This is a genomic window from Achromobacter sp. Marseille-Q4954, assembly GCF_943737025.1.
GTDB lineage: Bacteria > Pseudomonadota > Gammaproteobacteria > Burkholderiales > Burkholderiaceae_B > Achromobacter > Achromobacter bronchisepticus_A.
Window position 1 is genome coordinate 926,893 of sequence record NZ_CALSFQ010000001.1, and the last position, 24,421, is coordinate 951,313.

Sequence of the window (24,421 nt, forward strand, 5' to 3'; positions counted from 1 at the left end):
ATGTTGGTCTTACCCTCGTAGCCAGATAAGACGCGCAAAGTGCTAGTCGCCGTTACAAAATAGTCTCGCCGCGCGGCACCAGCGACACCCAGTAGCGGGTGCGGTAGCGCAGGCCGAGTTGCAGGGTGTCCGCCACCGTGACCAGCACCCGGTCGGGTTCGGCCAGCGGGAAAGCGCCGGAAATGGGCAGATGCGCCACCTCGGGCGCGCAATCGATCCAGCCCGCGCGGTAGCGCTGGAGTTCACGCAGGAATTCATTCAAGGGCATGCCGTCGACCTGCAGCATGCCGCGCTGCCAGGCGGAGGGATCGCCGGTCAGCGCTTGGGCGTCATCGATCTGGCCGCCGCTAAAGCGCAGGCCCATGCCGGCGGGCACGATGCGCGCGGCATCCGCCGAAGCGCCCGGGAGCGCCACGCGCACGGCGCCTTCCAGCACCTGTACCGCCGATACGCCGTCGTCGCGCCTGACCACGAAGCGCGTACCCAACGCGGTGATGCTGCCTTCGCGGGTGCGCACGATGAACGGCCGAGCGTCCTGTTGCGGGTCCGGCGCGGTTTCGATCAGGATTTCGCCGCCGTGCAGCGCGATCAGCCGCTGCTGGGCATCGAACAAGACGTCCATGGCGGTGGCGGCATTGAGCACCACGCGGCTATGGTCCGCCAGCAGCACCTCGCGCCGGGCGCCGACAGCCGTGCGGTATTGGGCCACCCAGCCGCGCCAGGCCTCATCGACCTGCGCGTAGCCGATGGCGCCTCCGGCGCCGATCAGCACCAGCAGCTTGCCCAGCGCGGCGCGGCGGGCGGACGAGCGCGGCCGTCCCAGCACGGGCAGCATGCCCTTGGGCAACGCCTCGAAGCGACGCGTAAGCGCTTCGGTGCGCCGCCAGGCGCGCTCATGTTCGGGATCGGCCTGGCGCCAGGCTTGCCACGCTTCCCGGTCCGCCTGGCTGGCGCTGCCCGACGTCAGGCGCAGAAACCAGTCCACCGCTCCGTCCAGCGCGCGCGGATCGATGCGCCCTGCCTCTCCGGCGCTCATGGCACGAACTCCAGGCACTGGCGCAGGGCGCGCGCGATGTACAGCCGCGCCGAGCCGACCGACACGCCCAGCGTCTTGGCAATATCCGCATGCGTCAGGCCTTCCAGCTGGCAAAGCAGGAAAGCGCGCCGCACCGGCACGGGCAAGCCGTCCAGCATGGCGTCGATTTCGCACAGGGCTTCCAGCGCCAGGGCGCGCTCCTCAGGCGACGGCGACTGCGCCTGGGGCAGCTGCGCCAGCGTTTCCAGATAGGCGCGTTCGAGGTCCCGGCGCCGCAGATGGTTGACCATGAGACCGTGCGCGATGGTCGCCAGATAGGAACGCGGCTCGCGAATGTCGCCTGGTTCGCGGCGGGCCAACACGCGCAGATAGGTGTCATGCACCAGGTCGGCGGCGTCGAAGGCGCATCCCAACTTTTTGCGCAGCCAGCCCTGCAGCCAGCCTTGGTGTTCCTGGTACAGCGTGTGCAGGGGGTGCCGCGGAGAGGGATCGGAGGCGGCCATGAAGACGCACGGTTATAAATGAGAATGACTACAATTTACAACATAGTGCCCTGCACCGGGTGAAATGACTGCGCCCGGCCGCTGAATCCAGGGGCCGGGCGCAATCGGGAAATCCAGAGGGAAGCTGGCGTCTTACTTCTTCGACGCGTCCTGCTCCACCACCATATCCAGCACATACACCTGCTTGGGCGCATCCGCGGGCGGATTCTTCCAGTCGTAGCGCTTCACGCGCAGCACGGTGCGCACGCCGTCCTGGTGCTGGAAGCCTTCGATGGACTGATACAGCGGATGCCACTTGTCCTGGGTGGGCTGCTGCACGCCGGCTTCGTTGTAGCGGCGCTCGCGCACCATCAGGCACTGGTAGTTGGGAATCAGCGGGTGGCTGCACTCGGTCTTCTTCGCAGCAACTTCGAGGAACATGATTTCGCCGGCGCTGCCGTAGAGCGTTTCAGGCGTGGGTTCGCCGACAAACTTAAGCACGCTGCCGTCCTGCGCGACCAGTTCCAGTCCCGGTTCGGAAGCGTGTCCGCTGAGCGTGGCGCGCAGGTCGCCCTTCATGCGCTGGCCGATCTCGGCGTCCAGGCGCATCAGGCTCTGGTCGCAGGCCTTCATGGTCGACGCGAGGTTCGCCACTTGCAGCACGCCGTTCTTGTAGGTGTAGCCGCCGAACTGCGCGTTGCAGCCGCCGCGGATGTTCAAGGCGTCCTGCGTGAACGACAGGCGCAGCTGGTGCTCGACGCCGGCCTGCAGCGCGGCTATCGGCTTGCCCGCCGCGTCGGTGGCGGAAGCCAGGCGCCAGTAGTAGGCGGGCAGGCTCACTTCAGGGCTGGCGGGCGTGGTGGCGGTAGTGGGCATGGAGGACGATCCTTCGCGGGGAGAGGAGGTCGGCGCGCAAGCTTGCAGCAGCGCGGCGCATACGGACGCAAGGAGGATGGTTTTCTTCATGGTTCGTTCCTGTCAGCCGGATGGCACTGATGAAAAACGGGATTCTACGTTCGCGTGATGGACGTTTTGGACGCCCGGCCATCCAGTCCGTTTCAAAATCTTGCCGCAGAGCCGGCCCGAAAAACACCCTCTGAGCAACGCAATCTACGGGTTTTCCCTAAACAAACGTGTATTACTCTTGCCTGCCAACGGATAGCCGCGAGGTCTTCGCTGGCTTACAACTAAATACATAACCCTCAAAATACTGCAAGTATTGCCAATACACCGCGAACTGCACGCAATACGCAAAATCGTCGCAACGCGAGACTGATCATGCAGGCACGATCAGCTCACTGGCGTCAATTGGCGGGGTAGGCCGCGCCCGTCAGGCAGGCCCGGGCCCACTCATAGTCGTCATCACTCACGATCTCTCCATCGATCTTGGGCAGCGGCTGGTCGGGATAGGAAAAGTCCGGCTTTTGCGGCTTCATGTTCCATTTTGTCTGGCCCGGGGTATCGGAACACGCCTCGTCCGAGCTGCTGAACGAGCAGGACGCAGCCAACTGTGGTTTTCCGCCCACGACGTTGGCGACATAACGCTTGGTATAAACGCCGCCCGAGGCCCAGTACTCGTCGACCGAGCAGATGCGGTCATTGTTCTGGTAATGCCGCGTCGCGAAGCAACCGTAGTAGGCATGTTCGCCTGGAAAGATGTCGCACGAACTCGAGTAGCCGGCGTACACGCCGCCTGTGAATTGCGCCTGGAACTGCCGCTGGCGGACTGCGCTGCCGATGATGTCGGGCAGCGCGGCGCCCTTGTGCGTTTCCTTGAGCTGCGCCGTGCGGCTTTGGATCAAATCGCGAGCGACGCCTGCAACCGTCTTGCCGGCGGGGACCGAGCCCGGATCCTCGATCAGGTCCGTTAGCGCGCGGTCGCGCGCCACAATCCAGCGCTTCTGGCTGTGCGCCAGCATGGCGCGGATATCGCCGTCGGGGGCCTGTTTCAGTATCGCGGCGTAAGCCCGGTTCAACTCGGCGTCCGCCGCCACGGTCTTGCGGTCCGAGCAGATCAGCTTTTCCGCGGCGCTGGCGGCTTTGGCGCAATCGATCGCGTAGGCGGGCGCGGCAAGCGCGCAGAAACCAGCCATGCACAACAAACGGCCTGCGGTGATTCCAGATTTCATGTGACGTTTCTCGTTGAGGATGCCCCTCGCCTTGTCTCGATGCCTGAAGACTGTGTTGTCGTCCATCGCGAGGCGGCGGCAAGGCTGCAATTTTGCACGCGACTTTTTAACAGACTGGAAACAGAGTTCTACCCTCTGCAACGTCCTCGCCGGAATATTCCCCTTCCCTTGCGCGTCTACCGGGTGGCGAGCCGCGGGAAAGACCCCGCGGCGCTCCATGGATCAACCAGCCGATCGCGCCGCTTGTCTCAACCGGCCGCAATCGGCGTAGAACGGAAGTGTCAGCTATGAAGTCGATCAGATCCCTTGCCTGCGGCATCGCCCTGGCTTGCTCCGCCGCCGGCAGCGCCTGGGCCGCTCCGAGCCTGAACGTGTATGGCCCCGGCGGCCCCGCGCCCGCAATGAAGGAAGCCGCCGCTGCGTTCGGCAAGCTGCACGGCATTGATGTCAGCGTCACCGCGGGTCCGACGCCGGCCTGGGCCGACAAGGCCAAACAGGACGCCGACGTGATCTACAGCGGGGCCGAAAACATGATGAGCGGTTTTGCCTCGGCGCTGCCTGGCGTGTTCGAGCTGCGCGAAGCCCGCACGCTGTACCTGCGACCCTCCGCCATCCTGGTGCGCCCGGGCAATCCCAAGGCCATCACGGGCTTCAAGGATCTGCTCAAGCCCGGCATCAAGGTCATGGCGGTATCCGGCGCGGGCCAGACCGGACTGTGGGAAGACGTGGCCGGCCGTCTTGGCGACATCGAAACCGTGCGCGCCTTCCGCGCCAACCTCGTGCTGCCGGAGGCCGGCAACAGCGCGCAGGCGCGCACCCAATGGACCGAGGACAAGACCATAGACGCCTGGCTGATCTGGAACATCTGGCAGGTGTCGAACCCCGAACTGGCCAGCGTGGTCGAGGTGGAAGAGCCGTACCGCATCTATCGCGACGCGGGCGCCGTCGTCACCAAGAAAGGGAAAGGCAACGCGCAGGCGCAGGCCTTTGTCGACTTCCTGACCGCGCCCGAAGGTCGGGCGATCTTCAAGAAGTGGGGCTGGAAGACGGATTGAAGGCCGCCAGGAGCCGGACGTAAAAAAACCCGCTATTCCCAGGGAATTGCGGGTTTTCCGATGCGCTCGGACCGGGACGCCCAAGGCGTCCCGAAAACTCAGCCCGCCACGCGGAAGCGCTCGGCGTCGTCCATGAACGCCTTTTCACCGAAGCCGTTTTCGTTGGAGCCGAACGGCATCTGCGCGCGCAGCTTCCAGTACGCCGGGATGTTCCATTCGCGCGCAACGGCGGCGTCGATCAGCGGGTTGTAGTGCTGCAGGCTGGCGCCCACGCCGGCGCTGGCCAGGGTGCTCCAGACCGACAGCTGGGCCATGCCGCCCGCCTGCTCGGACCAGACCGGGAAGTTGTCCGCGTACAGGGCGAATTTTTCCTGCAAGCCCTGCACCACGCCCTGGTCTTCATAGAACAGCACGGTGCCCACGCCGGCGGCGAAGCTCTTGAGCTTGGCTTCGGTCTGGGCAAAGCTCTCGGCCGGCGCGACCTTGCGCACTTCTTCGATCGCGATGTTCCAGAGCTTGTCGCTCTCGGCGCCGAACAGGATCACGGCGCGCGAACTTTGCGAATTGAACGACGAGGGGCTGTGCTTGATCGCTTCCTGGATCAGGGAGGTCAGTTCCTCCTTGGAGATCGACAGGTTGCGGCCCAGCGAGTACTGCGTGCGACGCTGCTTGAGGGCGTCCAGATAAGCGTTGCTCATGACGTTGTGGCCTTCCGACGAGTAGATAGAGGAAAATGCATGGCGAATTCTACCGACCGCCAATTGTCCCGAATACGTTTAGGAAGCCAAAAAACACACCATTGCGCGGAACAAACTGTTCCGTCTATCGACCAAATCGGCTCTGCGCAAGGTGACGGACAACCCAATCCAAGGACCCAACGTGCACTACACCCAAGACCCGAATACCCCCGCCGCCGCCGACATCGGCTTTGACGACTTCCTCAAGGTCGACATCCGCATAGGCACCATCCAGTCGGCACAGGCCTTTCCCGAGGCGCGCAAGCCCGCCTACAAGCTGACGATAGATTTCGGGGCCGGCGTGGGCATCCGCAAAAGTTCGGCGCAGATCACCGATCACTACACGCTGGAACAGCTGGCGGGCAAGCGCGTCATGGCGGTGGTGAACTTTCCGCCGCGCCAGATCGGGCCGATGAAATCCGAAGTGCTGGTGCTGGGTTTCGCCGACGAAGCCGGCGGCATCGTGCTGGCAGTGCCGGACGATCAGGTTCCCAATGGCACGCGCCTGACCTGACTTTCCGAGCCTCGGAGTTTCCTCCATCGGGGCTTTCCCCTATTACTTGTCTGCCGTCAAAAAACTATCGTATTCGAGAATTATCAAATAAGAGAATTCTCGCTTCCGACAAAATGACAGCAGAACCCCTATTCGATTACGCCGTGATCGGCGCCGGCATCGCTGGCGCTTCCGTGGCCTACCGCCTGAGCGCCACGGCCTCGGTGGCCGTGTTGGAACGCGAGGCCCAGCCGGGCTACCACTCCACCGGCCGATCCGCGGCCATGTTCATGGAAACCTACGGCACGGACCAGATCAAGGCGCTCACGCGCGCCAGCCGCGCCTTCTACGAAAATCCGCCGCAGGGCTTCAGCGAGCATCCGCTGCTCAGCCCGCGCGGCGTGCTGTACATCGCCACGCCCGAACAGCAGGACCTGCTGCGCCAGGTCTATGACGACTTCCGCAGCCAATCGCCCAATGTGACGCTGATCGACGCCGAAGCGGCCGTCGAGCGCGTGCCCTGTCTGCGCGCCGACCAGATCTGCGGCGCCATCGAAGAACCGGATGCCCGCGACATCGACGTGCACGCGCTGCACCAGGGCTTTCTGCGCGGCATGGCGCGCCAGGGCGCGGTGCTGCACAACAATGCCGAAGTCGTGTCGGCCGCGCATGCGGACGGCGTCTGGACGCTGACGCTGGCCGATGGCCGCACCCTGCATGCGCGGGCGCTGGTCAACGCCGCCGGCGCCTGGGCTGACCATACCGCGACCCTGTGCGGAGCCTCGCCCGTCGGCCTGCAGCCGTGCCGGCGCACCGCCTTCACGTTCTCCGGCCCGCAGGACGTGGACTTTGCCCATTGGCCCGCGGTGGTCGGGGTCGACGAAAGCTATTACTTCAAGCCCGATGCCGGCCAACTGCTGGGATCGCCGGCCAACGCCGACCCGGTCGCCGCGCATGACGTGGTGCCGGAAGAACTGGACGTGGCCACCGGCATCTACCGCATCGAAACCGCGACCTCGCTCACCATCCGCCGCCCCAAGCACACCTGGGCCGGCCTGCGCTCCTTCGTGCGCGATGGCGATTTCGTGGTCGGCTGGGACGCCGATGCGCCCGCCTTCTTCTGGCTGGCGGCCCAAGGCGGCTATGGTATCCAGACGGCCGCGGCGACTTCTGAGCTGGCTGCCGCACTGCTCACGCGCCAGCCTCTGCCCGCCCATCTGCAAGCGCACGGCGTGGACGCCGAAGCCGTGCGTCCCGCGCGATTGCGCTGAACCCTCCCCTTGCCTGCGAGAGTCCACCATGACCACCATTGCCCGCTACCCCAGCCCCCTGCCCCTGCCGTTCTCCCGCGCCACCCAGGCCGGCGGCTTCCTGTTCCTGTCGGGCCAGATCCCGATGGACGCCAACGGCCAGGTCGTGCGCGGCGACATCGCCGCCCAGACCCATGCCGCCATCGAGCGCATCAAGGAAACGCTGGCCCTGGCGGGCGCCACCCTCAAGGACGTGGTGCGCGTGACGGTGTGGCTGTCGGACCTGGAACTCTTCGCGCAGTTCAACGACGCCTACCGCAGCCATTTCTCTTCCGACTTCCCCTCGCGTTCAACGGTCGAGGCCAAGCTGGCCATGGGCGTGGACGTGGAAATCGAGGTGCAGGCCTGGCTGGGCGCGGCGGCCGTGCACGGCGGCTACACGCCGGGCCCCGTGTCCGAAGCCTGAGCCCGCGCCGCGGGCCGGTCCCATTGCTAGCCACCCCCTGGCCCTGGCGCCAGGCGGTGCGGTCTTTTCCCTGCGCTCGCGGCAACGCCGGCGCCCCCATGTGCACATCCTTACGCGGAGCGGCAGCATGAAAATCTTTTCCGGGTCCCTGGCGACCGAGACGAATACCTTCTCTCCCATCCCGACCGGTCTGTCGGCCTATCGGGCGCGCGGCTACTACCCCGCGGGCCAGCATCCGGACCGCATGCAGATGTTTTCGGGGCCGCTGTGGGCCGCGCGCCAGCGCGCCCAGGGCAAGGACTGGACCCTGGTCGAAGGCCTGACCGCCGGCGCCACGCCGGCCGGCATCACCACCCGCCACGCCTACGAAACCCTGCGCGACGAACTGCTGGGCGATCTGAAGCGCGCCGGCCGCGTCGACATCGCCCTGTTCGGCCTGCACGGCGCCATGGTGGCCGACGGCTACGACGACTGCGAAGGCGACCTGCTGCGCCGCGCCCGCGAGATCGTGGGTCCCGACACCGTGATCGGCGCCGAACTGGACCCGCATTGCCACATGACGGCAGACATGGTGGAAAGCGCCGACTTCCTGGTCTGCTTCAAGGAATATCCGCACACTGACATCCTGGAGCGCGCCTACGACCTGGTGGACCTGTGCGTGGCGCGCGCCGAAGGCCGCATCAAACCCACGCGCGCCGTGTACGACTGCGAGATGATCTCCATCATGCACACCAGCCGCGAACCCATGCGCAGCTTCGTGGACCGCCTGCTCGCCATGGAAGGCAAGGAAGGCGTGCTGTCGGTATCCATCGCGCATGGCTTCCCGTGGGGCGACACGCCCGACATGGGTTCCAAGGTGCTGGTCTATACCGACGGCGACCAGGCCCAGGCCAACGCCCTGGCGCGCGCGCTGGGCGAAGAGATCATCGGTTTCCGCGAGCAGCTGGCGCCGCCCTACCCCGGCGCCGACGAAGCGCTGGACCAGGCCCTGGCGTTGAACGACTTTCCGGTGGTGCTGGCCGACTCCGCCGACAACGCGGGCGGCGGCGCGCCCAGCGACGCCACCTTCATCCTGGAACGCGTGCTGGCGCGCGGCATCACCGACGTCGCGACCGGCCCGTTCTGGGACCCGGTGGCCGTGCAGCTCTGTTTCGAGGCGGGCGAAGGCGCGCGCATCCAGCTGCGCATCGGCGGCAAGGTCGCGCCGGTGTCGGGCCAGCCGCTGGACCTGGATTGCGAAATCGTGGCGCTCAAGCGAGACGCCATCATGACCGGGTTGGCCGGCACGCCCGCGCTGCTGGGTGACGTGGCCATCGTGCGCAGCCAGGGCGTGACCATCGCCCTGACCACCAACCGCACCCAGGCCATGGGCACCGACCTGTTCACGCAGTTCGGCGTGGACCTGCAGGCCATGAAGCTCATCATCGTGAAATCGTCGCAGCACTTCTACGCCTCGTATTCGCAGGTCGGCCGCCACGTCATCTACGTGGAAACGCCGGGCGCCATCACCACCGACTACAACGCGCTGCCTTACACCAAGCGCAAATTGCCGAAGTGGCCGTTCAAGGCCTGAGGCTCAACGATCGCCGCCCGAGCAGGGCATGGGAATAACGAAGGGGATAACAATGATCAGACGTTTCAGTTTGCTGGGCGCAGCCGCCCTGCTGGCCATGGGGGCCGCCACCGGCGCGCTGGCGCAGACCAAGACCCTGCGCCTGGTGCCGCACGCGGACCTCAAGACGCTGGACCCGCTGTTCAACACGGCCTACATCACGCGCAACCACGGCTACATGGTGTTCGACACCCTGTTCTCGCAGGACAGCAAGGGGCAGGTCAAGCCGCAGATGGTGGACAGCTGGACCGTGTCCGAAGACGGCAAGAGCTGGAGCTTCACCTTGCGCCCGGGCCTGAAGTTCAACGACGGCACGCCCGTCAAGGCCGAGGACTGCGTGGCGTCGATCCAGCGCTGGGCCAAGAAGGACACGCTGGGCCAGGCCATGATGGCCGCGGGCGCCGAACTCGCGGCGACCGGCGACAACAGCTTCACGCTGACGCTCAAGGAGCCTTTCGGCCTGGTGCTGGACGCCTTGTCCAAGCCTTCCGGCATGCCGCCCTTCATCATGCCCAAGCGCCTGGCCATGACGGACCCGAACACCCAGGTCACGGAAATGGTCGGTTCGGGCCCCTTCCTCTTCAAGCGCGATGAATGGGTGCCGGGCAACAAGGTCGTGTACGTGAAGAACCCGGCCTATGTGCCGCGCGCGGAGCCCGCCGACGGCCTGGCCGGCGGCAAGAACGTCAAGGTGGACCGCGTCGAGTGGGTCTACATCCCCGACGGCAACACCGCCACCGCCGCCCTGATGAACGGCGAGGTCGACATGATCGAACAGACCACGCCCGACTTCCTGCCCGTGCTGGAAACCAACAAGGACATCACCCTGAACACGTCCGTCGCGACGCAGGGCATGGTCATCCTCAATTCGCTGCATCCGCCCTTCGACAACCAGCTTGCCCGCCAGGCGCTCTACCACCTGGTGAACCAGAAGGAAATGCTGTCGGCCATGGGCTACCCGGAGAAATACCGCGTCGACTATTGCCCCAGCCTCTTCGTCTGCGGCTCGCCGCTGGCCAGCGACGCGGGCGCGGCGCCCTACGCCAAGACCGATCCGGCGCGCGCCAAGCAACTGCTGCAGGAAGCCGGCTACAAGGGCGAGAAGGTGGTGGTGCTGTACCCCACGGACCACCTGAGCGCGCCCGCCGTCATGGTGCTGACGCAGAACATGAAGAAGGCCGGCATCAACGTCGACCTGCAATCCATGGACTGGGCTTCGCTGGCCGGCCGCCGCCTGAAGAAGGATCCGCCGGCGCAAGGCGGCTGGAACGTCTTCCTGACCTGGGGCGGCTATTACGACGCCAGCACGCCGGTGACCAACCCCTGGATGTCCGCCGCCTGCGGCAACAGCCTGCCGGGCTGGCCCTGCGACAAGGAGCTCGACACGCTGCGCACCAGCTGGATCCGCGAAACGGACCCGGCCAAGCGCAAGGACATCGCCGCGCAGATGCAGGCGCGCGCCTACCAGAGCGTGCCCTATGTCATGTGGGGGGAATTCAAGCCCGTGTCCGCATTCCGCGGCCTGCAGCACACCGAGCTGCTGAAGACCGGCATCCCGGTGATGTGGAACATCGAAAAGCCGTAAGGCGGGCGCCGGGCGCCGCGTGCGCCCGACCACAAGCCGGGGGAAAACCAGCGTGAAATACATACTGCGCCGCATCGCGGCCGTCATTCCTGTCATGGCCGTGGTCGCGGTCGTGGTGTTCCTGCTGATCCACTTGTCGCCGGGCGATCCCGCGGCCGTGATCGCGGGCGACAACGCCACCGCCGACGACGTGGAGAAGATCCGCCAGAACCTGGGCCTGGACAAACCGTTGCTGCAGCAGTTCGGCATCTGGGTCAGCCACATCGCCACCGGTGATCTGGGCACTTCGATGTCGACACAGATGCCGGTCTCGCAGCTGATCGGCCAGCGCATGGGACCGACGCTGTCCATCGCCATCTTCACCATGCTGTTCGCGGTGATCGTGGCGATTCCGCTGGGCGTGCTGGCGGCCTGGCACGCGGGACGCTGGCTGGACCGGCTGGTCATGATAGGCGCGGTCTGCGCATTCTCGGTGCCGGTGTTCCTGATCGGCTACAGCCTGGTCTACGGCTTTTCGATCAAGCTGGGCTGGCTGCCGGTGCAGGGCTACAAGCCCCTGGCCGACGGCGTGGTGCCCTACCTGCGCCATCTGGTGCTGCCTTGCCTGTCGCTGGGCCTGGTCTACATGGCGCTGCTCACGCGCATGACGCGCGCCACCATGCTGGAGGCCCTGTCCGAGGACTACATCCGCACGGCCCGCGCCAAGGGCCTGGCGGCTGGCCCCATCGTCTGGCATGCGCTGAAGAACGCCGCCAATCCCATCGTCACCACCATCGGCGTGGGCGTGGCCCTGCTGATCGGCGGCGTGGTGGTCACGGAAACCGTATTCGCGATTCCCGGCCTGGGCCGCCTGACCATCGACGCCGTGCTGCGCCACGACTATCCCGTGATCCAGGGCGTGCTGCTGGTGGCCTCGGGCATCTATGTCCTGATCAACCTGCTGGTCGACCTGAGCTACCGGCTCTTCGATCCGCGCATCCGCTATTGAACCGGGGGCAACGCATGACTACCACTACCCTGTCCCTGCCCGCGCGGCGCCCGCGCCACCGCCGCGTGCTGCGCTCGCTGCGCCGCCATCCCATGCTGTACATAGGCGGCGCCATCCTGCTGGCGCTGGCCGCGATCGCGCTGGCCGCGCCCTGGCTGGCCACCGTCGACCCGCAGGACATCAATCCGCTGGCGCGCATGAAGCCGCCGTCGTCGGAGCACTTCTTCGGCACCGACGCGCTGGGCCGCGACGTCTATTCGCGCACTGTCTGGGGCGCCCGCGTCTCCCTGGTGGTCGGCATCGTGGTGGCGGTGGTCTCCACCGTCGCCGGCGTGGCGCTGGGCATGGCGGCGGGCTACTTCCGCCGCATCGACGCGTTCATCATGCGCATCATGGACGGGCTGATGGCCATCCCCGGCGTGCTGCTGGCCATCGCCTTGATGGCCACGCTGAAGGGCGGCCTGGGCACCGTGATCATCGCCATCGTCATCCCCGAGGTGCCGCGCGTGGTGCGGCTGGTGCGGGCGCTGGTGCTGACGATACGCGAACAACCCTATATCGAGGCCGCCATTTCGTCCGGCACGCGCGTACCCGCGATCCTGCTGCGCCACATCCTGCCCAACCTTTTCGCCCCGCTGATGGTGCAGGCCACCTTCATCGCGGCATCCGCCATCCTGACCGAGGCCGTGCTGAGCTTCCTGGGCGTGGGCATACCGCCGCAGATCCCCAGCTGGGGCAACATCATGGCCGAAGGCCGCAACTTCGTCGCCGTGGCCTTCCACATCATCCTGTATCCGGGCCTGTTCCTGGGCGTGGCCGTCCTGGCCGTCAATCTGGTGGGTGACGGCCTGCGCGACATGCTCGATCCCCGTCTGGCCAAAAAGCTGTAGGAGCGCACATGCAAACCCAACCCGTCTTGCGCGTGCACGACCTCACCACCTGTTTCGACGGCGATGAAACCACCGTGCTTGCCGTGGACCGCCTGTCCTTCGACCTGATGCCCGGCGAAACGCTGGGACTGGTCGGCGAATCCGGCTGCGGCAAGAGCGTCACGTCCCTGTCCATCATGCGGCTGTTGCGCGCCCCCGGACGCGTGGCCGGCGGCCGCATCGAGTTCGACGGCCAGGATCTGCTGGCGCTGCCTGAAAAGGCCATGCGCGCGATCCGCGGCAACCAGATCTCGATGATCTTCCAGGAACCCATGACCTCGCTGAACCCCGTGTTCACGGTGGGCCGCCAGATCAGCGAATCGCTGATGCTGCACCAGGGCCTGTCGCGGCGCGAGGCCATGGCGCAGGCCGAATCGCTGCTGGAGCTGGTGCAGATCTCCGACCCGGCGCGCCGCGTGCGCGAGTATCCCTACCAGCTGTCCGGCGGCATGCGTCAGCGCGCCATGATCGCCATGGCGCTGGCCTGCCAGCCCAAGGTCCTGATCGCCGACGAGCCCACCACCGCGCTGGACGTGACCATCCAGGCGCAGATCCTGCACCTGCTGCGGGAAATCCAGCAGCGGCTGGGCACCTCCATCGTGCTGATCACCCACGACCTGGGCGTGGTCGCGCAGATGTGCCAGCGCGTCATCGTGATGTACGCGGGACGCAAGGTCGAGGAAGGCAGCGTCGACGACATCCTGGACCGCGCCCAGCACCCCTACACCCAGGCGCTGATCCGCTCGCTGCCGGACTTCGCCGACGGCCAGGACCATACGGCGCGGTTGGCCGAATTGCCCGGCATCGTGCCGGTGATGACGCCCGAGTCGCGCGGCTGCGCCTTCGCGGCGCGCTGCCCGGAAGCGCAGCCGCGCTGTTCCGAGCAGGCGCCGCCCGCCGCCGATGCCGGCAGCCGCCACCGCGTCTGGTGCTGGGCCCGCGCGGCCGAACCCGCTCCCGCCGCCCTGACCGCCTGAGGCCCGCCATGAACCTGCACGACATCCCCCTTGCGAGCCCCGTGTCCGCGCCCGCCGCCGACGCCCCGCCCATGCTGGAAGTCATCGGCCTGAAGAAGCACTACCCCGTGGACAGCGGCAGCGGCGCCAAGGTGCTGCGCGCGGTCGACGGCGTTTCCCTGTCGGTGCCGCGCGGCCAGACGCTGAGCCTGGTGGGCGAATCCGGCTGCGGCAAATCCACCACCGGCAAATGCCTGATCCGCCTGACCGACCCCACCGAGGGCCGCATCCTGCTGGAAGGCCGCGACCTGGCCGCCATGAACAGCCGCGAACTGCGCGCCATGCGCCAGCGCATGCAATTCATCTTCCAGGATCCGTTTTCCTCGATGAACCCGCGCATGCGGGTGCGCGACATCATCGGCGAGCCGCTGCGCGCCTTCGGCCACAGCCGCGCCGCCATCCGCGAGCGCGTCGCGCAACTGCTGGCCCGCGTCAGCCTGCGTCCGGACGCCGCCGACCGCTACCCCCACGAGTTCTCCGGCGGCCAGCGCCAGCGCATCGTGATCGCGCGCGCGCTGGCGCTGGACCCGGGCCTGATCGTCTGCGATGAACCCGTATCGGCGCTGGACGTGTCGGTGCAGGCGCAGGTCATCAACCTGCTGATGGACCTGCAGCGCGACCTGGGGCTGACCTATGTCTTCATTTCGCACGACCTGAGCGTGGTGCGCCACATCAGCCACCGCGTCGCCGTGATGTACCTGGGCAAGATCGTCGAGACCGGCACCCGCGAGGCCATCTTCGAACGCCCCGCCCATCCCTATACCCGCGCCCTGCTGGCCGCCGTGCCCTCGGCCCGCCAGGGCGAGCGCAAACCCGTGGAAGTGCTGAAGGGCGAAATACCCAGCCCGCTGTCGCCGCCCTCGGGCTGCGCCTTCCGCACCCGTTGTCCGATGGCGCAGCCGCGTTGCGCCGAGGAAGCGCCGCAGCCGCGCCAGATCGCCCCCGAACAGCAGGTCGCCTGCCACTTCGCCACCCCCGTTTAGCCGGAGATACGCATGTCCCAGACCGACGCCACCCCGTTCGATTACATCCTTGCCGGCGGCACCGTCATCGACGGCACCAACTCGCCCGGCCGGCTTGCCGACGTCGGCGTGCGCGGCGACCGGATCGCCGCCGTCGGCAACCTGAGCGCCAGCAGCGCCCGCCGGCGCATCGACGTGGCCGGCAAGGTGGTGTCGCCGGGTTTCATCGACTCGCACACGCACGACGACAATTACCTGCTCAAGCACCGCGACATGACGCCCAAGATCTCGCAGGGCGTCACCACCGTGGTCACCGGCAACTGCGGCATCAGCCTGGCGCCGCTGGCACATGCCAACCCGCCCGCGCCGCTGGACCTGCTGGACGAAGGCGGCTCGTTCCGCTTCGAGCGCTTCTCCGACTACCTGGAGGCCCTGCGCGCCGCGCCGCCCGCCGTCAACGCCGCCTGCATGGTGGGCCATTCCACCCTGCGCGCCGCCGTCATGCCCGACCTGAAGCGCGAAGCCACGGCCGGGGAGATCCAGGCCATGCAGGCGCTGGCCGACGACGCGCTGGCCAGCGGCGCCATCGGCATTTCCACCGGTGCCTTCTACCCGCCCGCCGCCCACGCCAGCACCGAGGAAATCATCGAGGTCTGCCGCCCGCTGGGCACGCATGGCGGCGTCTACGCCACCCACATGCGCGACGAGGGCGAACACATCGTGGCGGCGCTGGAAGAGACCTTCCGCATCGGCCGCGAGCTGGACGTGCCGGTGGTGATCTCGCACCACAAGGTCATGGGCAAGCCCAACTTCGGCCGCTCCAAGGAAACGCTGGCGCTGATCGAGGCCGCCATGGCCAGCCAGGACGTGTCCCTGGACGCCTACCCCTACGTGGCCGGCTCCACCATGCTGAAGCAGGACCGCGTGCTGCTGGCGGGCCGCACGCTCATCACCTGGTGCAAGCCCTTTCCCGAACTGAGCGGGCGCGACCTGGAGGAAATCGCCGCCGAGCGCGGCAAGTCCAAGTACGACGTGGTGCCGGAGCTGCAGCCCGCGGGCGCCATCTACTTCATGATGGACGAGCCCGACGTGCAGCGCATCCTGGCGTTCGGCCCCACCATGATCGGCTCCGACGGCCTGCCGCACGACGAGCGTCCGCACCCGCGCCTGTGGGGCACCTTCCCGCGCGTGCTGGGCCATTACTCGCGCGACCTGGGCCTGTTCCCGCTGGAGACCGCGGTCTGGAAGATGACCGGCCTGACCGCCGCCAAGTTCGGCCTGGCCGAACGCGGCCAGGTGCAGCCCGGCTACTACGCCGACCTGGTGGTCTTCGACCCCGCCACCGTGGCCGACTCGGCCACCTTCGAGCGTCCCACCGAGCGCGCGGCGGGCATCCACTCGGTCTACGTCAACGGCGCGCCCGTCTGGGAAGGCCAGGCCTTTACCGGCCAGCACGCCGGCCGCGTCCTCAACCGGGCGGGAGCCTGATCCCGGCCAGCCCTTACAATCCGGCATACGCAGCGGGGCTTGCGGGCCCTGCCCCAATCACCCCTACCTGCCAGATCGCTACATGGCCCTACCCGGCACTACATCCCCGCCCGAGATCGTCGGCAAGGAAGAAATGGGCGCTCGCCTGCGGGCCGAGCGCAAGGCGCGCAAGATGACCCTGCAGGCGCTGTCCCGCGCCAGCGGCATCGCGGTCTCGACGCTGTCCAAGGCGGAGCTGGGGCAGATCGCCCTCAGCTACGAGAAGTTCGCCGCGCTGGCCGGCGCGCTCGGCATAGACATGACCCGCATGTTCATGCTGCCGGACGCCTCGCAGGCCGCCGTCGCCCCCACCTTCGTCAAGAACAAGCTCAGCGACGCCCGCGACTACGTCACCGAGAACTACCACTACCGCTTGCTGATGGGCGAATACCCCGGCAAGAAGATGACGCCCATGCTGGCGCTCATCGACTCGCGCAAGGTGGTCGAGTTCGAGGACTACATCCGCCACCCCGGCCAGGAATTCGCGGTGGTGCTGTCGGGCAAGGTCCGCATCCAGTTCGAAAACGGCGACAGCGTCGTGCTGGGCAAGCTGGAGACCGCCTACTTCGACAGCAGCATCGGCCACGTGTACCTGTCCATGAGCAAGAAGCCCGCCGAAGTGCTGGCGGTTTGCAGCGACGTGGGCGAGGTGCCGTCGCGGCTCAAGGCGCCTTGAGCCGCTGGTGCCCCCGGGGCATCGTCATCCGGCGGGTTCTCCGCGCGGACCTGGTCCGCGCCTGCCGGGCGGCCGCAAGCGCCGCTGGCATATGGCTGTCATACTCGCGGGCGATACTGGCGTTCGAATATCCGCCAGCCCCCGAATCCCGGGCGCGCGCCGGATATTCATATAAAAGGTAATTCGTTGGCCGCCACCCCCGGCCGCCTTACGATACCTGGCATCGACTGGGCCTGACGCCCGCAGGAATGCTCCACATGCAACGCTTGATATCCCCGATTCTTACCCGCCGCCCGGTGCTGCTGGCCGGTCCGCTCAGCGCGCGCCGCTACGACGCCGTGGTTTCCCTCAACGCCCACCGCGAAGCCCGCAGGCTGCGCGAATCCGCCCAGCGCATCCTGGCCGTTTCCGCCCGCTACATGCTGCCGGGCGCCTGAGCCCGTCCCCCAACGCCGCGGCCTGATCCTCTCCAGGCGCGCAGCGCCCTTCGCGTCCTGCATGCAGTTCCTCCAGCTGCCACCTGCGGTAGCATTGCCGATTCGGCCCGAGACCGGGCCAGGCAGAACAGGAGTCATGCATGCAGAAGGTGGTAATCGTCGGCGGCGGCCACGCGGCGGCGCAATTGTGCGCCAGCCTGATAGAAGGCGGCTTTCCCGGCAGCCTGACGCTGGTGTGCGAAGAGGCCTCGCTGCCCTACCATCGCCCGCCGCTCTCCAAGACCTACATCAAGGATCCGGAAGCTCCGATCCAGCTGCTGCGCCCCGAGGCGGTCTACGCCGACGCTGGCGTGCAGGTGCTGCTGGCCGATCCCGCGGTCGGCATAGACCGCGACGCGCGCGTGCTCACGCTGGCTTCGGGCAAGCAGCTGGACTATGACGCGCTGGTGCTGGCCACCGGCACGCGCGCGCGACGCCTGCCGGACGTGCCCGAAGAACTGCAGAACCTGATCTACCTGCGCAACGCCGACGACGCCGCGCGCCTGCGCGCCGCGATCGCCGACGCGCCGTCGGTCACGGTCGTGGGCGGCGGCTTCATCGGCCTGGAAATCGCGGCCACCGCGGGCGCCCTGGGACGCCCGGTCACCGTCTTCGAGTCCGCGCCGCGCCTGCTGGCGCGCTCCGTGTCGCCCGAGGCCTCGGAACACGTCGCCCGCGTGCTGCACGACTCCGGCGTCGACCTGCGCCTGTCCTCCGATCTGCAACACATCCGGACCGAGAACGGCCGCGTGCGCAGCGTAGTCGTCAACGAGGTGGAGCATCCGGTGGACCTGCTGGTCGCCGGCATCGGCGCCGTGCCCGAGATCACGCTGGCGCAGGCCGCCGGCCTGGACTGCCTGAACGGCATCGTGGTGGACGGGCTGATGCAGACTTCCGCGCCCGGCATCTACGCCATCGGCGACTGCACCTCGTTTCCGTATGCGCGCTGGGGCAAGACCCTGCGCCTGGAATCGGTGCAGAACGCCAACGACCAGGCCCGCACCCTGGCCGGCGTGCTGCTGGGCACGAAAACGCCGTATCACGCCCTGCCCTGGTTCTGGTCCGATCAGGGCGCCTTGCGCCTGCAGATCGCCGGCCTGGCGCCGCCGGACACCGAGCGCGTCCTGCGGCCCGGCGCCAAGCCCGGCAGCTTCTCGATCCTGCACTTTGCCGACGGCCATCTGGTCTGCGTCGAATCGATCAACGCCCCGATGGACCACCTGGCGGCGCGCAAGCTGCTGGAGCTGGGTCTGAACCCGCCCCGCGACGTGCTGGCCGACCCCGCCGTGCCGCTGAAAAGCCACTATTGAAGCGGATAGGGATGATATCCGCGCCGGCGCGCCTCAGATAAAGCCGGCGGCGCGGAACATGCGTTCGTAGATCTGGCGCAGGACCGCTTCCTTGCGCTTGTTGTAATCCATGACCTGCATCATGCCGTCCGCCGCCATACGCTTGGCCTGGGCATACAGATCGCGGTCGGCCGCGTGCTGGCGCAGCCAGTCGCGGAACATCCGGTGCCGGATATTCTCGGGACAATCGGGGCCGAATACATGCAGGTTCACGCGCGGCGCGGCCAGCTGCAAAAGACGGTGCTGATGCCAGGACGGCTCCCGTAAAACCAGCACGTAACCGGCGGCTTCCAGCGCGGGGACATAGGCGTCCTCCTGCACGGGGTCGACCACCGTCAGATCGATATCGATTACCGGCTTGGCCGGCAAGCCCGGAACCGCGGTCGACCCCATGTGCTCGACCGCCAGCGCGGCCGGCCCCAAAGCCTCGCGCACCTGCGTTTCAAGCTGGGCATAACGGGCCGGCCAATCGGGGTCATAAGGTACTACCGCGACCTGCTCCGGCGCAGGCTTGCCGCGAACCCAGGGATCCTCGTCCGGGTCCGAGTCGTAGTGCCGCATGATTTCTTCAGGCGTGGGCGTGCGCCGGTTCCCTGCCGGGGTCAATTGCCGAAAGCGCGGCGCAGGCGCTCCAGTTCGGCGATGTTCAGGCGCTTGGCTTCCGCTTCGGCGTAGTTCCGTTCCCCTGATTCATACGCGCCCTTGTAGATGCACTTGCCGCGGCTCGCGCACTCGCCGCCGGCGCGGGCAGTGGAGGAATACGACTTGGCTGCACCCTGCTCCGAAGTCTTGGGACCGCTGGAGGAGCAGCCGGCCATCAGCGCAGCCGCAAAAATCGCCACACCATAGCGGCTCAACGTTTGAATGGACATTTCCTGGCCCTACAGAAAAGCTGTAGCCGCTGTTATAGCAGGCTCTCGCAGCCCCGGCTCAACAGGCGATTGCTTCAAAACGTTGCCACGTAGCCAGCGATCCCGCGCTCCGGCGCCTAAACCATCAAATACTGCGTCAACTTCTCCAGCATGGCGTCGCAGGCTTGCAGCTGCGAAAGTTCGACGTACTCGTCGGCCTTGTGCGCCACCTCGATGCTGCCGGGTCCGCAGATCAGCACCGAGGTCTGCGCCCACAGCTGCTGGAACAGCCCGCCTTCGGTGCCGAAGGCAGCCTTGGTGAGCGGCGTGTCCGGCGGCAGCCACGAGGCCAGCAGCGCCACGGCCGCCGAGCCGTCCGCCGTGGCCAGGCCGGGATAGCTATTGACCACTTCGACCCGGGGCGGTTCGGCCTCGGGCCGGGCGCCCGCGGCGCGCATCTTCGTCCTGGTCAGCTCCAGCACCCGCTCCAGGATCTGGTTAGGGTCGTCCTGCGCGACGTTGCGGATCTCGAAATTGACTTCGCATTCCGCGGGCACGATGTTCAGCGCCGTGCCGCCCTTGATGGTGCCGGCATGCACCGTGGTATATGGCACGTCATAGCCGGCCTCGCGCGGTCCGTGTTCGGCCAGGTCGCGCTGCACGTCGCGCAGCGCGCCGATCAGATCGCTGGCCGTATGGATGGCGTTGACGAAATGCGGCGCCAGCCCGGAATGGCCCGCCTGGCCGCAGCACACGGCCCGGTAGGCCGCCTTGCCCTTGTTGCCGGTGCCGATCTTCATCAGCGTGGGCTCGCCCACCACGCACAGCAACGGTGCGGGCTCCATGTCTTGCAGCGCGCGCAGCAGGTGGCGCACGCCGACGCAGCCGATTTCTTCATCGAACGACAGCGCCAGATGCAGCGGGCGCGCCAGCGGCAGGCGAGCCGCGCGGATCATGGCCATCACGGCGCAGGCGACGAAGCCCTTCATGTCCGCGCTGCCCCGACCATAGATGCGACCATCGCGCTCGGTCGCCTGAAAGGGCGGCGTGGTCCAGGGCTGCCCCGTCACGGGCACCACATCGGTATGGCCCGAGAGCAGGATGCCGGGTACTTCCAAAGGGCCGACGGAAGCGAACAGATTGCTGCGCCTGGCGTCCTGCGGGTCCGCCGCCAGCGTGGATGCGATGCCCGCCTGCGCCAGCAATTCCCGCACCCGTTCTATGAGGTCGATATTGGGCGTCAGCGTGACGGATTCAAAGGCGAGCAGTTCGCGCAATAGGTCTGGACTGTTGTCCGGGGTCGGTGAGCTCATGGCATGGATCTGCAAAAGACGGACGGCGCGCGCGCCGTCCATTCACTTGTTTTCAGGAGGCACGTAGGGATCGAAGAAGCTGCCTTCGCTCATGCCCGGAATGTACTGGTCCGAAATGTAGGCGCGGCAGCGCTGCATGAACACCTCGGTCAGGCGCGACGGCTTCATCGGTTTGTAGGTGGTGAGCCCGAGCAGCATCGGCCGGTGTTCGCCCACCAGGCGCAGCCGCACCAGGCGCTTGCCGTCCAGGGCCTGGGTGGACTTCGGCCGCACGTTGAACAGGGCGTAGCCGATGCCGTTGGCCACCATGGACCGCACTACTTCCTCAGAGCGCGAGCGCGCCACGATGTTCGGCTCCAGGCCAAACTTCGCGAACAGGGACATGAAGTAGTCGCGGCTCAGGGGCAGGTCCAGCAACACCATGGGCAAGCGCGCCAGTTCTTCCAGCGTTACCGCAATCTGCTGCGACAGCGGATGCAGCTCGCTGACCACCACGTGCGGCGGCAGGCGCGCCAGCGCCTCGAACGATATCTCGTCGCCCAGCCTCAGGTCGTAGCTGAGCGCAACGTCGATCTCCAGCGTATGCAGCTTGTCGATCAGCAACTGCTGATCGCCTTCGACCATGTGCAGCTCGACCTTGTCGAATGCGCGCGAGAACCCGAAGATCACCTCGGGCGCGATCATGGCCGTGAGCGACTGGAAGCAGCCCACGCGCAAGGTGCCCTGGATGGTGTTGCTGGAAACGGATGCAATCTTGTAGAGGCGCGACGCGCGCTCGAGCAGATCTTCGCATTCGCTCATGACCTGCTGGCCTAGCACTGTCAGCGCCAGGCCCTTGGACGGATGCCGCACGAACAGCTGCACGTCCAATTCGGTTTCGACATGTGCGATGGCAGCCGAGATCGACGGCGCCGAAATGTGGATCTGGTTGGATGCCGCGGCGATACTGCCATGCTTGGCAGTGGCGACGAAGTACTCCATCTGGCGCAGCGAAATGCGATTGAGCATAGTCCGAAGTGAGAAAACTGGAGCAGGCTGGAAGGAGGCGGCGGTCCGCTGCGCAGGCCGCCGGCGCGGCCCGGCGCCAGCGTCAACCGCACCGTGCAAAAGTGTATCCACTATGCCCTGACAGCGGGGCATGGCGCTCCTCGGGTTTTCTCGCACTCGCCGCAAGCCGCAAGCGCTCACGGATTGCCTGGCACGCCAAAGCTCGGCGCGGCGCGCGGGTCCCTGGCGCGGGTGATGTAGGCCTCGATCTGCGGCTCGTAGACCTGCCAGGCCTCGTACAGCCGTTCGACGGGACCTTGCTCGACCCAGTCCATGCGCAAATCGACGATGGGCCAATCCAGGTCCGCCACCACCAGCAGCCCGGCCGAATGCACCGGCCCTTCTTCGCCGCCAGCCGCCTGGCCCGCCAGCATGGCCTGCATCAGGCGCTCGGCCAACGAACCCGAGGCCTGCTCGAACGCCGACAACATGGCCGCCGGCACTTCCAGCGACGCCAGCATATTGCCCGCGCATGCGGCATGCTCGCCTTGCGCGTCGGCCAGGCGACCCAGCGCGTTCGAGCCCGTGAATATGGCCGGCGCCTGGGTGGCATCGATGGCCATCAGCTGCCGGTAGCTGATGAAAGGACGTTCGGCCAGCGCCTGCAGCGCGCCTTCGGGCGTGCGACCCTCGGCCATCGCGTCCAGGATGAGCGGCCCCAGGGCGGGGTCGGTGATGTTCTGGCTGACCGCCGCGCCTACGCCCGCACGCGCACGGATGCAGCGCGCCGCGACCGCGGGCGACGAGGACGAAACAGCCGCGCCGAATTGGCCGGTGGCCGGGCAGCGGGCAATGATGGAGAAAGTCATGAGCTGGGCCTCCTGCGGCGTCAATCCGGAATAACGGCAGTCGCGTCGATTTCCACCAGCCACTCGGGGCGCGCCAGCGCTGACACCACAATGCCGGTGGACACGGGGAACACGCCCTTGAGCCATTTTCCGACCACGCGGTAGACCGGCTCCCGATAACGCGGGTCGATGATGTAGATCGTGATCTTGCAAATATCCTGCAGCTCGCCGCCGGCCTCCTTGAGCAACATGTCGATGTTCTTCATCGCCTGTTCGGTCTGGCCCGCCGCATCGCCGATGCAGACGCTCTCCGAGGTGTCCAGATTCTGGCCAATCTGCCCGCGCAAGAAGACGGTGCTGCCGCGCGCGACGACGGCCTGGCACAGATCGTTATCGAGGTTCTGTTCAGGGTAGGTTGCCTTGGTATTGAAGGTGCGTATGCGCTTGTGCTTCATGGCTCGTATCTGCATTAGGGTTTATCCGGAGACCCCGCGCCCGCCTGGGTGGCGGCATCGCACAAGGCCGTGACCTGCCCGCTGATGGTCGGTCCAAGCGGGAACGCAGCCTATTTGTTTTTTCCGGCGTCCCGTCTCGGAAATCCTGACGCGGGCGGCGCCCGCCGCCATGCGCATGCGACCTGCCTCGGCGGCCTCGCGGGGCCATCAGGAAAATCGATCCATGCCAACGGAAAAGGCGACTTGGTGCCTCGGATGGCCTCTCGCATCATTGGTTTTCGCTGGCGTGGCCGGTGCGGCGGGCGGCGGCAACGCCCGGTCCCGGATCGACGGCCGACGTCACCAGATGCAATCCGCAGCAACCTCACCTTACAAGGGATCCGGATGAACACCGCCTCAACGCCGGCGCAAGCCGCCTATCCCCGATTCCGCTACGACGGCTCGGGCGACCTGGCCCGCATCGGGCTGATCTACATCGCTTCCAGCGTCGTGATGGAAGAAGAAATGTGGGCCATGTCCGCTCCAGGGGTTTCCACCCATACCGCGCGCATCAAGCTGCCCAAGGTCACGGTGCAAGGCATCGAAGAGATGATGAACGCGCCTGAACTCGAACAGGCCGCGCGCCTGGCCGGCGCCGCTCCCATCGACGTGCTGCTGTTCGGCGGCACCAGCGCCTCGTTCCTGCATGGCACCGCCTACGACCAGGCGCTGATCCAGAAGCTGCGGCAGTGGGTGCCGGGGCCGCAGATCACCACCGCCTCCACCGCGACGCTCGCGGCGCTGAAGAAGGTCAAGGCCGGCAAGGTTGCGCTGGCCACGCCATACCTTCCGGAGATCCACGAGCGCGCCATCCGCTTCCTGCAGGAAAACGGCCACGAGGTCGTCAAGAGCGCCTGCCTCGGCATCTCTGACGATCACGCGCTGGCCGAGGTCTCGCTGGAAAAGGTCTACGACCACGTGCTCTCGGTCGATCACCCCGACGCGACGGCCATCTTCGTCTCGTGCACCAACTTCCGCACCGTCGGCGCCATCGAGGCGCTGGAACAGAAACTCGGCAAGCCGGTGATCTCGGCCATCCAGGCTTCGTTCTGGCATTGCCTGGATCTCACCGGCGCGGCGGGCGCCAAGCCCGGCTACGGCTCGCTGTTCAACGGCAACCTGAGCAAGGCCGCAGCGATGTAGACCATTCAACGAAGTGC

At 66.8% G+C, this 24,421-nt stretch carries 26 protein-coding genes; 15 read left to right on the forward strand and 11 right to left on the reverse strand.

Annotated elements, in window-relative coordinates:
• Window positions 1-52: 52 nt before the first annotated feature.
• The 4 genes from NGK62_RS04240 to NGK62_RS04255 all read right to left on the reverse strand — a co-directional run bounded on the left by NGK62_RS04240 (window position 53) and on the right by NGK62_RS04255 (window position 3,647).
• Entirely contained in the window at window positions 53-1,036 is a 984-nt protein-coding gene (locus NGK62_RS04240; RefSeq protein ID WP_251877563.1) for a FecR domain-containing protein, read from the reverse strand.
• A complete protein-coding gene (locus tag NGK62_RS04245; RefSeq protein ID WP_118931779.1) occupies window positions 1,033-1,539 on the reverse strand; it encodes a sigma-70 family RNA polymerase sigma factor in 507 nt (168 codons plus the stop codon). The genes NGK62_RS04240 and NGK62_RS04245 overlap by 4 nt, the downstream gene beginning before the upstream one ends.
• A gap of 132 nt (window positions 1,540-1,671) precedes the next feature.
• A complete protein-coding gene (locus tag NGK62_RS04250) occupies window positions 1,672-2,394 on the reverse strand; it encodes an META and DUF4377 domain-containing protein (RefSeq protein ID WP_054450298.1) in 723 nt (240 codons plus the stop codon).
• 428 nt (window positions 2,395-2,822) lie between these two features.
• Complete coding sequence (locus tag NGK62_RS04255; RefSeq protein WP_251877565.1) at window positions 2,823-3,647, reverse strand: lysozyme inhibitor LprI family protein; 825 nt, start codon at window positions 3,645-3,647, stop codon at window positions 2,823-2,825.
• A 287-nt stretch (window positions 3,648-3,934) separates the two neighbouring features.
• On the opposite strand from NGK62_RS04255, the gene NGK62_RS04260 reads away from it, so the two are divergent.
• The gene (locus NGK62_RS04260; protein WP_059375215.1) at window positions 3,935-4,702 is read left to right on the forward strand and encodes a substrate-binding domain-containing protein; all 768 of its coding nucleotides are present in this window, start codon (window positions 3,935-3,937) and stop codon (window positions 4,700-4,702) included.
• Window positions 4,703-4,800: 98 nt separating this feature from the next.
• On the opposite strand, the gene NGK62_RS04265 is transcribed toward NGK62_RS04260, so the two are convergent.
• Window positions 4,801-5,400, reverse strand: a complete 600-nt coding sequence (locus NGK62_RS04265) for a nitroreductase family protein (protein WP_059375218.1) — start codon at window positions 5,398-5,400, stop codon at window positions 4,801-4,803.
• A gap of 181 nt (window positions 5,401-5,581) precedes the next feature.
• Between NGK62_RS04265 and NGK62_RS04270 the strand changes: the two genes are divergently transcribed.
• The 13 genes from NGK62_RS04270 (at window position 5,582) to NGK62_RS04330 (ending at window position 18,729) form a co-directional block, all read left to right on the forward strand.
• Window positions 5,582-5,953 (forward strand): tRNA-binding protein, encoded by a 372-nt coding sequence (locus tag NGK62_RS04270; protein WP_251877567.1) that lies wholly within the window; start codon window positions 5,582-5,584, stop codon window positions 5,951-5,953.
• 113 nt (window positions 5,954-6,066) lie between these two features.
• A complete protein-coding gene (locus NGK62_RS04275; protein WP_251877569.1) occupies window positions 6,067-7,203 on the forward strand; it encodes an NAD(P)/FAD-dependent oxidoreductase in 1,137 nt (378 codons plus the stop codon).
• A 28-nt stretch (window positions 7,204-7,231) separates the two neighbouring features.
• Window positions 7,232-7,648 (forward strand): RidA family protein, encoded by a 417-nt coding sequence (locus NGK62_RS04280; RefSeq protein ID WP_059375227.1) that lies wholly within the window; start codon window positions 7,232-7,234, stop codon window positions 7,646-7,648.
• 127 nt (window positions 7,649-7,775) lie between these two features.
• Window positions 7,776-9,221, forward strand: coding sequence for a M81 family metallopeptidase (locus NGK62_RS04285; protein ID WP_059375232.1), 1,446 nt, complete (start codon window positions 7,776-7,778; stop codon window positions 9,219-9,221).
• A 52-nt stretch (window positions 9,222-9,273) separates the two neighbouring features.
• Window positions 9,274-10,845: an ABC transporter substrate-binding protein gene (locus NGK62_RS04290; protein ID WP_059375234.1), complete on the forward strand. Its 1,572-nt coding sequence runs from the start codon at window positions 9,274-9,276 to the stop codon at window positions 10,843-10,845.
• Between the two features lie 52 nt (window positions 10,846-10,897).
• A complete protein-coding gene (locus NGK62_RS04295) occupies window positions 10,898-11,833 on the forward strand; it encodes an ABC transporter permease (RefSeq protein WP_013391996.1) in 936 nt (311 codons plus the stop codon).
• A 14-nt stretch (window positions 11,834-11,847) separates the two neighbouring features.
• Window positions 11,848-12,723: an ABC transporter permease gene (locus NGK62_RS04300; RefSeq protein ID WP_054450278.1), complete on the forward strand. Its 876-nt coding sequence runs from the start codon at window positions 11,848-11,850 to the stop codon at window positions 12,721-12,723.
• A gap of 8 nt (window positions 12,724-12,731) precedes the next feature.
• The gene (locus NGK62_RS04305) at window positions 12,732-13,739 is read left to right on the forward strand and encodes an ABC transporter ATP-binding protein (RefSeq protein WP_251877571.1); all 1,008 of its coding nucleotides are present in this window, start codon (window positions 12,732-12,734) and stop codon (window positions 13,737-13,739) included.
• Window positions 13,740-13,747: 8 nt separating this feature from the next.
• The gene (locus NGK62_RS04310) at window positions 13,748-14,761 is read left to right on the forward strand and encodes an ABC transporter ATP-binding protein (protein ID WP_118931773.1); all 1,014 of its coding nucleotides are present in this window, start codon (window positions 13,748-13,750) and stop codon (window positions 14,759-14,761) included.
• A 12-nt stretch (window positions 14,762-14,773) separates the two neighbouring features.
• Complete coding sequence (locus NGK62_RS04315; protein WP_251877573.1) at window positions 14,774-16,228, forward strand: N-acyl-D-amino-acid deacylase family protein; 1,455 nt, start codon at window positions 14,774-14,776, stop codon at window positions 16,226-16,228.
• A gap of 82 nt (window positions 16,229-16,310) precedes the next feature.
• Window positions 16,311-16,943: a helix-turn-helix domain-containing protein gene (locus tag NGK62_RS04320; RefSeq protein WP_059375252.1), complete on the forward strand. Its 633-nt coding sequence runs from the start codon at window positions 16,311-16,313 to the stop codon at window positions 16,941-16,943.
• 257 nt (window positions 16,944-17,200) lie between these two features.
• Entirely contained in the window at window positions 17,201-17,380 is a 180-nt protein-coding gene (locus NGK62_RS04325; protein WP_059375255.1) for a hypothetical protein, read from the forward strand.
• 140 nt (window positions 17,381-17,520) lie between these two features.
• The gene (locus NGK62_RS04330; protein WP_059375260.1) at window positions 17,521-18,729 is read left to right on the forward strand and encodes an NAD(P)/FAD-dependent oxidoreductase; all 1,209 of its coding nucleotides are present in this window, start codon (window positions 17,521-17,523) and stop codon (window positions 18,727-18,729) included.
• 33 nt (window positions 18,730-18,762) lie between these two features.
• On the opposite strand, the gene NGK62_RS04335 is transcribed toward NGK62_RS04330, so the two are convergent.
• The 6 genes from NGK62_RS04335 to NGK62_RS04360 form a co-directional block, all read right to left on the reverse strand.
• Window positions 18,763-19,329: a GrpB family protein gene (locus NGK62_RS04335; RefSeq protein WP_059375264.1), complete on the reverse strand. Its 567-nt coding sequence runs from the start codon at window positions 19,327-19,329 to the stop codon at window positions 18,763-18,765.
• A gap of 41 nt (window positions 19,330-19,370) precedes the next feature.
• Window positions 19,371-19,640, reverse strand: a complete 270-nt coding sequence (locus tag NGK62_RS04340; protein WP_059375267.1) for a hypothetical protein — start codon at window positions 19,638-19,640, stop codon at window positions 19,371-19,373.
• 116 nt (window positions 19,641-19,756) lie between these two features.
• Window positions 19,757-20,932 (reverse strand): acetylornithine deacetylase, encoded by a 1,176-nt coding sequence (gene argE, locus NGK62_RS04345; protein WP_118931819.1) that lies wholly within the window; start codon window positions 20,930-20,932, stop codon window positions 19,757-19,759.
• Between the two features lie 42 nt (window positions 20,933-20,974).
• A complete protein-coding gene (locus NGK62_RS04350; protein ID WP_059375270.1) occupies window positions 20,975-21,940 on the reverse strand; it encodes a LysR substrate-binding domain-containing protein in 966 nt (321 codons plus the stop codon).
• 176 nt (window positions 21,941-22,116) lie between these two features.
• A complete protein-coding gene (locus NGK62_RS04355; RefSeq protein WP_118931771.1) occupies window positions 22,117-22,788 on the reverse strand; it encodes a DUF1028 domain-containing protein in 672 nt (223 codons plus the stop codon).
• Window positions 22,789-22,808: 20 nt separating this feature from the next.
• The gene (locus NGK62_RS04360) at window positions 22,809-23,222 is read right to left on the reverse strand and encodes a RidA family protein (protein ID WP_059375273.1); all 414 of its coding nucleotides are present in this window, start codon (window positions 23,220-23,222) and stop codon (window positions 22,809-22,811) included.
• Between the two features lie 384 nt (window positions 23,223-23,606).
• On the opposite strand from NGK62_RS04360, the gene NGK62_RS04365 reads away from it, so the two are divergent.
• Window positions 23,607-24,404 carry a maleate cis-trans isomerase family protein gene (locus NGK62_RS04365; protein ID WP_059375276.1) on the forward strand — a complete coding sequence of 266 codons (798 nt, stop codon included), beginning with the start codon at window positions 23,607-23,609 and terminating at the stop codon, window positions 24,402-24,404.
• Window positions 24,405-24,421 lie beyond the last annotated feature (17 nt).